We start from the raw sequence: 13,419 nt of genomic DNA on the forward strand, positions 1-13,419 counted from the left end.
CAGTTAACATCAGCGGCACGCACCATCTGGGAGCGCTCCCACCCGCATGTCCACCCCCCAACCGCCGCCCCGCGCGGTGGAGTACGGAGAGGAGCGCCACCGTGCGCAGAGGGAGACCGGTCACGGCGTTGCTGGCCGGCATGGCACTCACCGGCGGGCTGCTCACCGCCGGAACCGCCACGGGTGCCCCGGCCGATGCCGACACCGGAACCGCCGGGACCGCCGGGACCGCCGCCGCGAGCTACACCTGGCAGAACGCGCAGATCGGCGGCGGCGGGTTCGTGCCCGGCATCGTCTTCAACCGCTCGGAGCCGGACCTCGCCTACGCCAGGACGGACATCGGCGGCGCCTACCGCTGGAACGAGGCGGGCCAGGAGTGGATTCCGCTGCTCGACCACGTCGGCTGGGACGAGTGGGGCTACTCCGGCGTCGCCTCGATCGCCACCGACGCGGTGGACCCGGACCGGGTATACGCCGCCGTCGGCACCTACACCAACGACTGGGACCCCAACAACGGCGCCATCCTGCGTTCGTCGGACCGGGGCGAGACGTGGGAGACCAGCGAACTGCCGTTCAAGCTCGGCGGCAACATGCCGGGCCGCGGCATGGGCGAGCGGCTCGTGGTCGACCCCAACGACAACGACGTGCTGTACCTGGGGGCGCCCAGCGGCCACGGGCTGTGGCGCAGCACGGACGCGGGCGTGACCTGGGATGAGGTGGACTCGTTCCCCAACCCCGGCGACTACGTGCTCAATCCGGACGATCCGTGGGGTCTGGAGAACGACATCATCGGCGTCACCTGGGTGACGTTCGACCCGGCGTCCGGCAGCCCCGGCAGCCCGACCGGGACGATCTACGTGGGTGTGGCCGATCTGGCGGAGAGCGTCTACCGCTCCACCGACGGCGGTGCCACGTGGGAGGCGATCCCGGGGCAGCCGACCGGCTACCTGCCGCACAAGGGCGTGCTGGACGAGGAGACCGGGGACCTGTTCGTCGCCACCAGCGACAATCCCGGCCCGTACGCGGGCGAGGACGGCGAGGTCTGGCGCCTCGACACGGCGGACGGCACGTGGACCGACGTGTCGCCCGTACCGGCGGGCGGCGATCGCTGGTTCGGCTTCAGCGGTCTGACCGTGGACCGGCAGAACCCGGGCACCGTGATGGTGACGGGGTACAGCTCGTGGTGGCCGGACACGCAGATCTTCCGCTCCACCGACAGCGGTGAGTCCTGGACCCAGGCGTGGTCGTGGGGCGCCTATCCGGAACGCACCAAGCGGTACGAGATGGACGTGTCCGAGGTGCCGTGGCTGACGTTCGGCTCCACGCCGCAGCCGCCGGAGGAGACCCCGAAGCTCGGCTGGATGACCGAGGGCATGGAGATCGACCCGTTCGATCCCGACCGGCTGATGTACGGCACCGGCGCGACGGTGTACGGCACGACGGAGCTGACCAACTGGGACAGCGACCAGACCTTCACGGTCCGGCCGATGGTGAAGGGCCTGGAGGAGACGTCGGTGCAGGATCTGGCCGCGCCGCCCGGCGCGACGGAGGTCCTCAGCGGGCTCGGTGACATCGGCGGCTTCCGGCACACCGACGTCGAGCAGGTGCCGGCGGCGATGTTCCCGGCGTTCGGGACCACCACGAGCCTGGACTTCGCCGAACTGTCCCCCGGCACCGTGGTCCGCGTCGGCAACCACGTCGGCGAGGGCACGGCGCCCCTGGTCGGGTTCTCCACCGACGGCGGGGCGAACTGGTTCCAGGGCACCGCTCCTTCCGGCGCCGTGGGCGGCACGGTCGCGGCGGCGGCGGACGGCAGCCGGTTCGTGTGGAGCCCGGCGGAAGGCGCGGCCCCGCACTTCTCGGTGGGCTTCGGCACCAGTTGGACCGCGTCCCAGGGACTGCCGCAGGGCGCCAGGGTCGAGGCCGACCGGGTCGACCCCGACGTCTTCTACGGCGTCGCCGAGGGCACGTTCTACGTGAGCACCGACGGCGGCGCGACGTTCACCGCCTCGTCCGCCACGGGCCTGCCGGCCGGCGACGTACGCTTCGCGGCCGTTCCGGGCGTGAGCGGCGACGTGTGGCTCGCGGGTGGCGGACTGTGGCACTCCACGGACGCCGGTGCGACGTTCACCGAGGTCACGGGCGTGGCGGCGGACAACATCGGCTTCGGTAAGGCGGCCGAGGGCGCCGACTACCACGCGCTGTACAGCAGCGGTGTCGTCGACGGCGTGCGCGGTATCTTCCGGTCCGTCGACGCCGGCGCGACGTGGGTGCGGATCAACGACGACGACCACCAGTGGGCCTGGACCGGCTCCGCCATCGCCGGCGACCCGGACGTGTACGGGCGCGTGTACGTCGGGACGAACGGGCGCGGCGTCATCTACGGCGACACCTCGGAGCCCGGCGGCGGGGACCCGGGACCCGGCCCCGGGCCCGACCCCGAGGAGCCGCCCGCGGATGCCGACTGCACGGTCGGCTACCGGGTCGCGGGCCAGTGGGACGGCGGTTTCCAGGGTGAGGTCACGGTGACCAACACCGGGACGCGGCCGCTGTCCGACTGGCGGCTGTCATGGACGTTCCCCTCGGGGCAGCGCGTCGGCCAGATGTGGAACGGCAGCTTCACTCAGAGCGGCGGCGAGGTCACCGCCACTCCCGCGGCGTGGAACGCGACGCTACCGCCCGGCTCGGCCGCGACCCTGGGCTTCATCGGCAGCTGGACGGGCAGCAACGAGGCACCGCGTGCCTTCGCCGTGAACGGCACCGCCTGCGCAGGCGGCTGACGGCCACGGGCCCCGCACGGGTGGCGGACCGGCAGGGGCCGGTCCGCCCCCCGCACGCCACCCGGTAACGTCGGGGCGAGCGGAGTGGACCGGCGAAGGGGCTGGGTGTGACCGATATCGATCGTGTCGGAGTAGTGGGCTGCGGCCAGATGGGCTCGGGCATCGCCGAGGTGTGTGCGCGGTCAGGACTGGACGTCCGGGTCGCCGAGACCACGGGCGAGGCCCTGGAGCTGGGCCGCACCCGGCTGGTCAACTCGCTGGAGAAGGCGGCGGAGCGCGGCAAGATCAGCGAGGCGGAGCGGGACGCGGCGCTGGAGCGCATCACGTTCACGACGGACCTCGGCGAGTTCGCCGACCGCGATCTGGTGATCGAAGCGGTCGTGGAGAACGAGCAGGTGAAGACGGAGATCTTCCAGGTCCTCGACCAGGTCGTGACCCGGCAGGACGCGATCCTGGCCTCCAACACCTCCGCCATCCCCCTGGTGAACCTGGCGGTGGCCACCACCCGGCCGGCACAGGTGCTGGGCATCCACTTCTTCAACCCGGCGCAGGTGCAGCGCCTCGTGGAGCTGATCCCGGCGCTGACGACGTCGGAGGAGACGATCAAGCGGGCGGAGGCGCTGGTCGCCCGGGTGCTCGGCAAGCACCCGATCCGGGCGCAGGACCGTTCGGGCTTCGTGGTCAACGCGCTGCTCATCCCGTATGTGCTGGCCGCGGTCCGGATGTTCGAGTCGGGGGCGGCGACCAGGGAGGACATCGACAGCGGAATGGAGCTGGGCTGCGCGCACCCGCTCGGCCCGCTGAAGATCGCGGACCTGATCGGCCTCGACACGGTGACCTCGATCGCCGAGTCGATGTACACGGAGCTGAAGGAGCCGCTGTACGCGCCGCCGCCGCTCCTGCTGCGGATGGTCGCCGCGGGACAGCTGGGCCGGAAGGCGGGTGCGGGCTTCTACTCGTACGGCGGCTGAACGGGCTCCCGGCGGGGGCCGGGCCGGCTCCCGGAGGCACGTTCAGGAGGCGCGTTTGCGCCCGGCGGTCTTCTTCGCGGGTGTCTTCTTCGCCGCGGACTTCTTCGCGGCGCCCTTCCCGCCCGCCGCCTTCCCGGCCTCCGTCTGCCCGGCCGCCGCCTTCCCGGCCTCCGTCTTCTCTGCCGCCGCCTTCTTCGACTGGGTCTTCCGCGCGGTCTTCTTGGCCGGCGTCTTCTTCGCGGTCCGCTTCTCCGCGGACTTCTTGATCGGGTGGACGGTGGCCTCCCGGCCCTCCTCGTCCTCCGCTGTCTCGCCGCGGGACTCCCTGGCGCTGCGCACGCTGTCCTCCAGGGCGGACATCAGGTCGACGACCTTGCCGCCCTCGGGGGCGCCGACCGCGCTCAGGTCGGGGGCGGTGCCGGCGAGCTTGGCGCTGACCAGTGCCTCGACGGCCTCCCGGTACTCGTCGTGCAGCTCCGTCATGTCCACGGCGCCGAGGGTGTCCATCAGCGTGTAGGCCAGGTCGAGCTCGGCGTCCCGGACGGAGACCTGCTCGGTCGGGGCCAGGCCCGCGGCCGACCTGATCTCGTCCGGCCACAGCAGGGTGTGCATGCCCAGCACGTCCTCGTCGTCCAGGGCCCGGACGAGCGCCAGGTTCTCCCGGCCGCGCATCGCCAGCTTGGCGATGGCCCCGCGGCCGGCGCGCCGCAGCGCCTCGCGCAGGAGCACGTAGGGCTTGGCCGCACCCGCGTCGGCCGTCAGGTAGTAGGAGCGGTCCAGCTGGTACGGGTCGATGCTGTCGACGGGGACGAAGCCGAGGATCTCGACGGTCCGCGCCGTGGGCAGCGGCAGGGCGGCCAGGTCGTCGTCGGTGAGCTGGACGAGGGAACCGTCGCCCGTCTCGTACGCCTTGCCGATCTGGTCGCCGGACACCTCCTCGCCGTCGATCTCGCACACCTTGCGGTAACGGATCTTGCCCTCGTCCGCGGTGTGGATCTGGCGGAAGGAGACCGAATGGTTCTCCGTCGCGCTGACGACCTTGACCGGAATGGTGACCAGGCCAAATGATATGGAGCCCTTCCATATGGTTCGCATCATCTGCCCCTTTCATGCACTCTCAGGGTATGCCTGTCGTCACCGTGGAGGGGCGCCGTCTGCCGCTGTCCAACCTGGACAAGGTCATCTACCCGGACGGCACGACCAAGGGCGAGCTGCTCCACTACTACGCGGTCCACGGGAACGTGCTGCTGCCCCACCTCGTGCACCGCCCGCTGAGCCTGCTGCGCTACCCGGACGGGCCGGACGGCGAGACGTTCTTCACCAAGAACGTGCCGCCCGGCACGCCCGACTGGGTGAACACCGCGGACGTGCCGCGCTCCGGTGGCGGCACACTGCGGCAGGTGGTCGTGGCCGACCTGGCCGCGCTGGTGTGGGCGGCGAACCTCGTGGTCGAGTTCCACACGCCGCAGTGGCGCGCGGACGAGCCGGGGCTGGCGGACCGGCTGGTGTTCGACCTGGACCCGGGGGCCCCGGCCACCGTCGTCGAATGCTGCGAGGTGGCGCGCTGGCTGCGGGAGCGGCTGGCGGCCGACGGACTGACCGCCTACGCGAAGACGTCGGGCTCGAAGGGCCTGCACCTGCTGTGCCCCCTGCGGCCCGCCGCACCCTCGGCCAGGACCTCCGCCTACGCCAAGGGCCTGGCGGCCGAGGCCGCCGCGGCGCTGCCGGGGCTCGCCATCGCCACCATGGCGCGGCGGCTGCGGCCGGGCCGCGTGTTCATCGACCACAGCCAGAACGCGGCGCGCAAGACCACGGCGACGCCGTACACGCTGCGCGCCAGGGCCGCGCCGTTCGTCTCGGCACCGGTCACCTGGGACGAGATCGAGTCCTGCGCCGATCCTGACCGGCTGGTCTTCACCCTGCACGACCTGTCCGGCCGGCTGAGCCGGCACGGCGACCTGATGAGCGGCCTGGCCGATCCGCGCCGCGCGGGGCCGCTGCCGGCGGACGGCTGAGGCACCGCCTCCGCCCCGTGCCCGCCGGGGCGGCACACGGGGCGGCAAGGAACGGTGCTACGCGCCGCGCTGAGCCGCGCCGGTGCGCTCGACGGCGGCGGCGACCGCCGACTCGCGGGCCGCGGTGGCCTCCTCGGCGGTCAGCGTGCGGTCGGCGGCGCGGAACTTGAGCGCGTAGGCGAGGGACTTGCGGCCCGCGCCCAGCTGTTCACCGGTGAACACGTCGAACAGCCGCAGGGACTCCAGCAGGTCGCCCGCACCGGCCCGCAGCGCGGCCTCGACGTCCGCGGCGGGCACCGAGGCGTCCACCACCAGCGCGACGTCCTGCGTCGCGGGCGGGAACGACGAGACGGGCGGCGCGGTCGGCACACCGGAGGCGGCCTCCTCGATCAGGTCGAGGTCGGCCTCCATCGCGCACGCCCGCGCGGGCAGGCCCAGCGCCTTGATGACGCGCGGGTGCAGCTCCCCCGCGTGGCCGACGAGGGTCTTCTCCCCCGCCACCTCCGCGTACAGCGCGGCGCACCGGCCGGGGTGCCACGGCGCGTGCTGGTCGTTCTCCACGCTCAGCTCCACGCCCGCCTCCCGCGCGACGGTGCGCGCCGCCTCGATGGCGTCGGCCCAGTCCGCGGGGCGCCCGGCGCCCCACCAGCCGGCCCGTTCGCGGGCACCGGCGAGCACGGCGGCGACCCGCCGCGGCTGCCGCGGCAGCGCCGCGTCCAGGGCCGCGATCTCCTCGTCCGCGGGGCGGGCGGTGACGGGCAGCCGGACGGCGGTGCCCTCGTGCCCCGTGGGCCGGAACACCAGACCGGTCTCGAACAGGGCCAGCTCGTGACTGCCGCGGCCGTCGTTGCGGCGCAACGCGTCGAGCAGTCCTGGCAGCAGCGTGGTGCGCAGCGAGGGTGCCTCGTCGGAGAGCGGGTTGACCAGCCGGACGGTGGTGCGCCGGGCATCGCCCTCGGGCAGTCCGAGGGCGTCGAGCGCACCCGGGCCGAGGAACGGGTAGTTCAGCGCCTCGACATAGCCCGCGCCCGCCAGGGCCCGGCCGACCCGACGGTGCAGCCGCTGGCGCGCGTTCAGGCCGCGCCCGGCGGGCGGGCGGGGCAGCGTGGATGGCAGCGCCTCGTACCCCTCCAGCCGGATGACCTCTTCCGCCAGGTCGTTCGGATCGGTCAGGTCGGGGCGCCAGCTCGGCGGGGTGACGGTCAGCTCGTCGGTGCCGGCGACGTCGCAGCCGATCTCCTGGAGCCTGCGCACCACGGTCTCACGGCCGTAGGCGACGCCCGCCACCCGGTCCGGGTGGTCCGCGCCGATGACGATGCCGCGCGCGGCGGCGGGCGCGGCGACCTCGGTGACGCCGGGGTCCGCGGTGCCGCCGGCCAGCAGGACCAGCAGGTCGACGGCGCGCTGTCCGGCCGCCGCCGCGGCCCGCGGGTCGACGCCGCGCTCGAAGCGCCGGGCCGCCTCGCTCGACAGCTTGTGGCGGCGGGCCGTGCGGGCCACGGACACCGGGTCGAAGTGGGCGATCTCCAGAACGATCTCGGTGGTGCCCTCGGCCTGCCCGACCAGCGGCTCCTCCGTGGCGTCGGCGATCTCCGTGTCGGCGCCGCCCATCACCCCGGCCAGACCGACGGGACCGGAATTGTCGGTGATCACCAGGTCCTCGGGGTCGAGGGCGCGGGCGGCACCGTCCAGCGTCGTCAGCTTCTCCCCGGCCCTCGCCCTGCGCACCCCGATGGGCCCGCTCAGCCTGGCCCGGTCGTAGGCGTGCAGCGGCTGGCCCATTTCGAGCATCACGTAGTTGGTGACGTCGACGGCGAGCGAGATCGGCCGCATCCCGGCCTTCTGGAGGCGGCGTTGCAGCCACAGCGGCGCGTGCGCCTCGGGCCGCAGCCCGGAGACGGTGCGCACCACAAGACGGTCGCAGGCGGTCCGGTCCTCGACGTGCGCCGGGTAGCCGGCGTCGTTGGGCTCCGGCACGTCGAGCAGGGCCGGGTCGCGCAGCGGCAGGCCGAAGGCGGTCGCGGTCTCGCGGGCCAGGCCGCGCATGGACAGGCAGTAGCCGCGGTCCGGGTTCACCGAGATGTCGAGCACCTCGTCGACCAGCTCCAGCAGCTCGATCGCGTCGGTGCCGGGCTCGTGCTCGGGCGGGAGCACGAGGATGCCGTCGTGGTCGTCGCCGATGCCCAGCTCGCGGACCGAGCAGATCATGCCCTCGGAGACCTTGCCGTACGTCTTGCGGGCGGTGATCTCGAACCCGCCGGGCAGCACGCCGCCGGGCAGGATGACGGCGACCTTGTCGCCCTCCCGGAAGTTACGCGCGCCGCAGATGATGCTCTGCGGCTCGCCCGTTCCGTTGGCCGTGCCGACGTCCACCCGGCAGTAGCGGATGGGCTTCTTGAACTCGGTCAACTCCTCGATGGCCAGCACCTGGCCGACGACGAGCGGCCCGGTGAGGTCGGAGCCGAGCCGCTCCACGGTCTCGACCTCAAGACCGGCGGCGATCAGCCGCTCGGCCACGTCGCGGCCGGTCACGGCGGCGGGCAGGTCGACGTACTCCCGCAGCCAGGAAAGCGGGGCGCGCATCAGATCTCCATCCCGAACGGGCGGGTGAACCGCACGTCCCCCTCGATCATGTCCCGCATGTCCGCGACGTTGTGCCGGAACATCAGCATCCGCTCGATGCCGAAGCCGAACGCGAAACCGCTGTAGACCTCCGGGTCGATGCCGCAGGCGACCAGCACCCGCGGGTTGACCACGCCGCAGCCGCCCAGCTCGATCCAGCCCTCGCTCGAACACGTACGGCAGGGCCGGTCCGGATTGCCGACGGACTCGCCGCGGCAGCGGAAGCAGACCATGTCCATCTCCGCGGACGGCTCGGTGAAGGGGAAGTAGTCGGGCCGCAGCCGGGTGCTCATGCCCTCGCCGAACAGTGCCTGCACCATGTGGTCGAGGGTGCCCTTCAGGTCGGCCATGGTCAGGCCCTTGTCGATGGCGAGCAGCTCGACCTGGTGGAAGACGGGGGTGTGGGTCGCGTCCAGCTCGTCGGTCCTGAAGACCCGGCCGGGACAGATCACGTAGACGGGCGGCTCACGGTCCAGCATGGACCGGATCTGCACCGGGGAGGTCTGCGTCCGCAGCACCAGCCCTGACTCCTCGCCCGGCTTGCCGCCCTCGACGAAGAAGGTGTCGTGGGTGGAACGGGTGGGGTGGTCGGGCCCGATGTTGAGGGCGTCGAAGTTGAACCACTCGGCCTCGACCTCGGGGCCCTCGGCCACCTCGTAGCCCATGGCCACGAAGATGTCCTCGATGCGCTCCGCGAGCGTCGTCAGGGGGTGCCTGGCGCCTGCGGGGGCCCGGTCGTGGGGCAGCGTGACGTCCACCGCCTCCTCGACGAGGACGCGCTCGTCGCGCTCGGCCTCCAGCTCCTCGCGGCGGACGGCGAGCGCCTTGTTCACCGCGCCCCTGGACTGGCCGACGAGCTTGCCCGCCGCCGCCTTGGCGTGCGGCGGCAGGGCCCCGATCTCCCGGTTGGCGAGTGCGAGCGGCGAACGGTCGCCGGCGTGGGCGACCTTGACCTCGTTCAGCGCGTCGAGGCTGTCCGCGGCCGCGATGGCCGCGAGCGCCTCGTTGCGCACCCGCTCGACCACGTCCGGTTTCAGTGCCTCGACCTCGACAGGGTCGTACGACTTGTTGGGTGCCGACATCTCTTCCCGTGCTTCCGTGTGGCTTGGCCCCCGCCGCGCCCCCGGGGGTGTCCAGGGACCGAGTCTAAAGGGGCGCGTGCGACGTTGCGTACGCGGTGGAGCCCGCGGGAGCGGCCGGTGCGGATCGGAGTGATCAGGCGAGGAAGGCCGGGGTGCCCGCGGGCAGGATAAATCGGAAGCGGGCGCCGCCGCCCGAGGAGCGGCCGACGGTGACCGTGCCGCCGTGGGCCTCGACGATGCCCTTGACGATGTAGAGCCCGAGGCCGGTGCCGCCGCGGTCGCTGCCCCGCCAGAAGCGCGTGAAGACCCGGTGCATCGCCTCCTCGGGGATACCGGGTCCTTCGTCGCTCACGGTGACGGCCATGCCTTCCTGACGGGTCCTGGTGGGCGGTACACGGTCCATCTCGATGGTGACAGTTCCCCCGCCGTGCCGCACCGCGTTTTCCAGCAGGTTGACCAGTACCTGGTCGATCTTGTCCGGATCGGCCCACAGGCCCGGCAGCGGCTCGGGAATGCGCAGGGCGAAACGTTCCACGGGGCAGCCGCCGTTGACCATGGTCTTCACGTGTCGGCGGACCGCCTCGTCCAGCCGGACGGGCTGCCTGCGGATCTCCAGCCGGCCGGAGTCGATCCGGGAGACGTCGAGCAGCTCCGTGATGAGACGCGTGACGCGGTCGGCGTCGCCGTCCACGGTCTGGAGCATCAGTCGCTTCTGCTCGTCGGTGAACCGGTCCCACTTGTCGAGCATCGTCGCCGTGAAGCCCTTCACCGAGGTGAGCGGGGAACGCAACTCGTGGGCGACGGTGGCGATCAGCTCGGCGTTGCTGCGCTCGGTCCGCTTCCTGGCGTCGGTGCCGCGCAGCGCGACGACGAGCCGCCGCACCGGTCCCGAGGGGCGGGCACGGACATAGCGGGCGGTGACCAGGACTTCCCGGCCGCCGGGCAGCAGCAGATTCCGCTCGGGCTGTCCCGAGCGGGTGGCGAGACCGCGGTAGGGATCGGTCAGCCGCCACCACGGGCGGCCGTCGGGGTCCTCCAGAGGCAGCACCCGCTCGACGGGGCGCCCCAGGGCCTCATCGGAACGGTGCCCGGTGAGCCGCGCCGCCTCGGCGTTGAAGCAGATGACCTGTCCGAGCCGGTTGGCGACCACGAGACCGTCGGGAAGATCGTCGGGCCGCAGATCCAGCTGCCCGGCACCGGGTGCGGTGTCCATCCCCGTTCGCCCCTCTCCCGTGGGGGTACCCTCCCAGGCCGTCGGGGGCCGCGGGGAGGGTGTCAGCCTACTAGGGGCCCTGGGGCCCGCAGGAAGCATGCCTCATCCGTTGAACGCGCAATCACCGCGCGGGGGTCCGGCAGCCGCCGGGCGCGCGCTGGGCGCGTGCGGAGGCGTAGAGGCACACGGCCGCCGCCGTGGCGAGGTTGAGACTCTCGGCGTGGCCGTGGATGGGAACGCGGACCACCGCGTCGGCCAGCGCGCGGGTGCCCTCGGGCAGGCCCCACGCCTCGTTGCCGAAGATCCAGGCGGTCGGGCCGCCCATGGCGTCGGCGTCCAGTTCCGCGTCCAGGTCGCGGTCGCCGCCGCCGTCGGCGGCCAGCAGTCGCACACCCGCCGCGGCGAGCCCGCGCACGGCCTCCTCGACCGGCACGCCGACCGCCACGGGCAGGTGGAAGAGGCTGCCGACCGAAGCGCGCACCGCCTTCGGGTTGTACAGGTCGACCGAGGCGTCGGTGAGCACGACGGCGTCCGCGCCCGCGGCATCCGCACAGCGCAGCACCGTTCCGGCGTTGCCCGGGTCGCGGACGTGGGCGAGCACGGCGACCAGCCGCGGTCGGGCCGCCACGATCTCGGACAGGGGGCGGTCGAGGAACCGGCAGACGCCGACGAGACCCTGCGGGGTCACGGTCTGCGAAATGCCCGCGACCGCCTCGGGGGTGGCCAGGTGTATCCGCGCGCCGGCCGCCCGCGCGGCGTCGAGGAGGTCGGCGTGCCGCTCGGCGGCCTCCGGCGTCGCGAACAGCTCGACCAGCGTGCTCGCGCCGTCGGTCCGGTGCGCGACGGCCTCGCGCACCGCCTGCGGCCCCTCGGCGAGGAACCTGCGTTCCCGGCCGCGCAGGCTGCGCCGGGCCAGCCGCCGGGCGGCGGCCACCCGCGGGGCGCGCGGGGAGAACGGCTCGGCGGCAGGACCCATGGCAGGCGGCTCGATTCTGGGGCGGTGGGGAACGCGGGGGAAAACGAGGGACCCGCAGGCAGGGCCTGCGGGTCCGGTCACGCCGGGACGGGATGCGCGCGGCCCTCCCGGGGGCCGCGGGTCCGTCGCGTCAGGCGGCCTTGGGGGCGTTGACGTCGCTGGGAAGGGCCTTCTGGGCCGTCTCGACCAGCACGGAGAACGCGTTCGGGTCGTTGACCGCGAGGTCGGCGAGCATCTTGCGGTCCACCTCGATCTCCGCGGCCTTCAGGCCCTGGATGAACCGGTTGTAGGTGACGCCGTTGGCGCGGGCGGCGGCGTTGATCCGCTGGATCCACAGCTGCCGGAAGTCGCCCTTGCGCTTCTTGCGGTCGTTGTAGTTGTAGACGAGGGAGTGGGTGACCTGCTCCTTCGCCTTGCGGTACAGGCGGGAGCGCTGGCCGCGGTAGCCGCTGGCCTGCTCCAGAATCGCCCGGCGCTTCTTGTGGGCGTTGACTGCCCGCTTGACGCGTGCCACGTGAATACTCCTTGTAGCGGGGCCGCGGGATGGTCACGCGGCCCGGAAACGGATGGGGTCCGGCCTTCTCCTCGGGCGCCGCCGCCGGGGACCGGCGGGCGCGCCCGGCTCACCTGCCGAGAAGCTTCTTGATCCTCTTGGCGTCGGCCGGGGCCGTCTCCGTGGTGCCGGCGAGGCGACGGGTCAGCGTCGACGGCTTGTGCTCCAGGTAGTGACGGCGACCGGCGCGCTGGCGCATCACCTTGCCGGAACCAGTGACCTTGAAGCGCTTGCCGGTACCGGTGTGCGTCTTGTTCTTCGGCATGTCGCCGTACTCTCCTCGTCGTCTTGGTGCTGTGCCGCGGGGCGGCGTCCGGCTCAGGCGGACGCCTTCCCCTGCTGGCGCTCGGCCTTGCGGGCGGCCTGGGCCTCCCTGGCCTCGGCCATGGCCTCGGTCTTCTTCTTGTGCGGACCGAGAACCATGATCATGTTCCGGCCGTCCTGCTTCGGATTGGACTCAACGAAGCCCAGGTCCTGGACGTCCTCGGCGAGCCGCTGCAACAGCCGGTAGCCCAGCTCCGGGCGGGACTGCTCACGACCGCGGAACATGATCGTGATCTTGACCTTGTCCCCCTGCTTCAGGAACCGGACGACGTGACCCTTCTTGGTGTCATAGTCGTGCGGGTCGATCTTCGGCCGGAGCTTCATCTCCTTGATGACCGTGTGCGCCTGGTTCTTGCGCGCTTCACGGGCCTTCATGGCCGACTCGTACTTGAACTTTCCGTAGTCCATGAGCTTGCAGACCGGCGGGCGGGCGTTCGCCGCCACCTCGACCAGGTCCAGGTCGTACTCCTGGGCAAGCTCCAGGGCCTTGGCAAGCGGCACAATGCCGACCTGCTCGCCGCTGGGACCGACGAGTCGCACCTCGGGGACGCGAATCCGGTCGTTGATACGGGGCTCGGCGCTGATGGGGCCTCCTCGGTTGCGCCGCACGGATGTCTGGCGGACAGCCGTGCCGGAATAGATTGTGTGGACCGCCGCACGACGGCGTCAAAAAACGCCCCGAACGGCTCGCAGGCGGGGCTCCACAGACCGGGAGCACCACCGCGGCTCATCGCGGGGCGCAGCCTGACCAATGACCTGCCGACCCGGAGGGCCGATCAGGTGGGAGCGCGGAGCCTCCACTTGCGGGCCGGGCACATGGGTGTCCGGCCGGTCACTCACCATGTTACAGCACCCTTGCAAGGGATCGCACAGACTGCTAGCC

11 protein-coding genes are annotated in these 13,419 nt (G+C 72.5%); 3 read left to right on the plus strand and 8 right to left on the minus strand.

Annotation, left to right across the window (positions count from 1 at the left end; all coding sequences use genetic code 11):
- Positions 1-101 precede the first annotated feature (101 nt).
- Positions 102-2,780 carry a cellulose binding domain-containing protein gene (locus tag RM779_RS09765; RefSeq protein ID WP_394813259.1) on the plus strand — a complete coding sequence of 893 codons (2,679 nt, stop codon included), beginning with the start codon at positions 102-104 and terminating at the stop codon, positions 2,778-2,780.
- A 107-nt stretch (positions 2,781-2,887) separates the two neighbouring features.
- Complete coding sequence (locus RM779_RS09770; RefSeq protein WP_311617272.1) at positions 2,888-3,751, plus strand: 3-hydroxybutyryl-CoA dehydrogenase; 864 nt, start codon at positions 2,888-2,890, stop codon at positions 3,749-3,751.
- 42 nt (positions 3,752-3,793) lie between these two features.
- On the opposite strand, the gene ku is transcribed toward RM779_RS09770, so the two are convergent.
- Complete coding sequence (gene ku / locus RM779_RS09775) at positions 3,794-4,846, minus strand: non-homologous end joining protein Ku (RefSeq protein ID WP_311617273.1); 1,053 nt, start codon at positions 4,844-4,846, stop codon at positions 3,794-3,796.
- A gap of 29 nt (positions 4,847-4,875) precedes the next feature.
- On the opposite strand from ku, the gene ligD reads away from it, so the two are divergent.
- Positions 4,876-5,766, plus strand: coding sequence for a non-homologous end-joining DNA ligase (gene ligD / locus RM779_RS09780; protein WP_311617274.1), 891 nt, complete (start codon positions 4,876-4,878; stop codon positions 5,764-5,766).
- A gap of 57 nt (positions 5,767-5,823) precedes the next feature.
- On the opposite strand, the gene pheT is transcribed toward ligD, so the two are convergent.
- From pheT to infC, 7 genes are all read right to left on the minus strand, one after another.
- Positions 5,824-8,349 (minus strand): phenylalanine--tRNA ligase subunit beta, encoded by a 2,526-nt coding sequence (pheT, locus tag RM779_RS09785; RefSeq protein WP_311617275.1) that lies wholly within the window; start codon positions 8,347-8,349, stop codon positions 5,824-5,826.
- Positions 8,349-9,470 (minus strand): phenylalanine--tRNA ligase subunit alpha, encoded by a 1,122-nt coding sequence (gene pheS / locus RM779_RS09790; protein ID WP_311617276.1) that lies wholly within the window; start codon positions 9,468-9,470, stop codon positions 8,349-8,351. Before pheS ends, pheT begins: the two co-directional genes overlap by 1 nt.
- A 133-nt stretch (positions 9,471-9,603) precedes the next feature.
- The gene (locus RM779_RS09795; protein WP_311617277.1) at positions 9,604-10,683 is read right to left on the minus strand and encodes a sensor histidine kinase; all 1,080 of its coding nucleotides are present in this window, start codon (positions 10,681-10,683) and stop codon (positions 9,604-9,606) included.
- A 121-nt stretch (positions 10,684-10,804) separates the two neighbouring features.
- Positions 10,805-11,659 carry a TrmH family RNA methyltransferase gene (locus RM779_RS09800; RefSeq protein WP_311617278.1) on the minus strand — a complete coding sequence of 285 codons (855 nt, stop codon included), beginning with the start codon at positions 11,657-11,659 and terminating at the stop codon, positions 10,805-10,807.
- Between the two features lie 130 nt (positions 11,660-11,789).
- The gene (gene rplT / locus RM779_RS09805) at positions 11,790-12,173 is read right to left on the minus strand and encodes a 50S ribosomal protein L20 (RefSeq protein WP_077062482.1); all 384 of its coding nucleotides are present in this window, start codon (positions 12,171-12,173) and stop codon (positions 11,790-11,792) included.
- Positions 12,174-12,282: 109 nt separating this feature from the next.
- The gene (gene rpmI, locus RM779_RS09810) at positions 12,283-12,477 is read right to left on the minus strand and encodes a 50S ribosomal protein L35 (RefSeq protein WP_077062481.1); all 195 of its coding nucleotides are present in this window, start codon (positions 12,475-12,477) and stop codon (positions 12,283-12,285) included.
- 53 nt (positions 12,478-12,530) lie between these two features.
- A complete protein-coding gene (gene infC, locus RM779_RS09815; protein ID WP_107485146.1) occupies positions 12,531-13,145 on the minus strand; it encodes a translation initiation factor IF-3 in 615 nt (204 codons plus the stop codon).
- Positions 13,146-13,419: the final 274 nt, after the last annotated feature.

It is taken from the genome of Streptomyces johnsoniae (assembly GCF_031845565.1).
Classification (GTDB): Bacteria; Actinomycetota; Actinomycetes; order Streptomycetales; family Streptomycetaceae; genus Streptomyces; species Streptomyces johnsoniae.

Coding starts and splice junctions, on each gene's coding strand:
- ligD (WP_311617274.1), top strand. CDS start 4,876: ATGCCTGTCGTCACCGTGGAGGGGCGCCGTCTGCCGCTGTCCAACCTG.
- rpmI (WP_077062481.1), bottom strand. CDS start 12,477: ATGCCGAAGAACAAGACGCACACCGGTACCGGCAAGCGCTTCAAGGTC.
- pheT (WP_311617275.1), bottom strand. CDS start 8,349: ATGCGCGCCCCGCTTTCCTGGCTGCGGGAGTACGTCGACCTGCCCGCC.
- pheS (WP_311617276.1), bottom strand. CDS start 9,470: ATGTCGGCACCCAACAAGTCGTACGACCCTGTCGAGGTCGAGGCACTG.
- RM779_RS09795 (WP_311617277.1), bottom strand. CDS start 10,683: ATGGACACCGCACCCGGTGCCGGGCAGCTGGATCTGCGGCCCGACGAT.
- ku (WP_311617273.1), bottom strand. CDS start 4,846: ATGCGAACCATATGGAAGGGCTCCATATCATTTGGCCTGGTCACCATT.
- RM779_RS09800 (WP_311617278.1), bottom strand. CDS start 11,659: ATGGGTCCTGCCGCCGAGCCGTTCTCCCCGCGCGCCCCGCGGGTGGCC.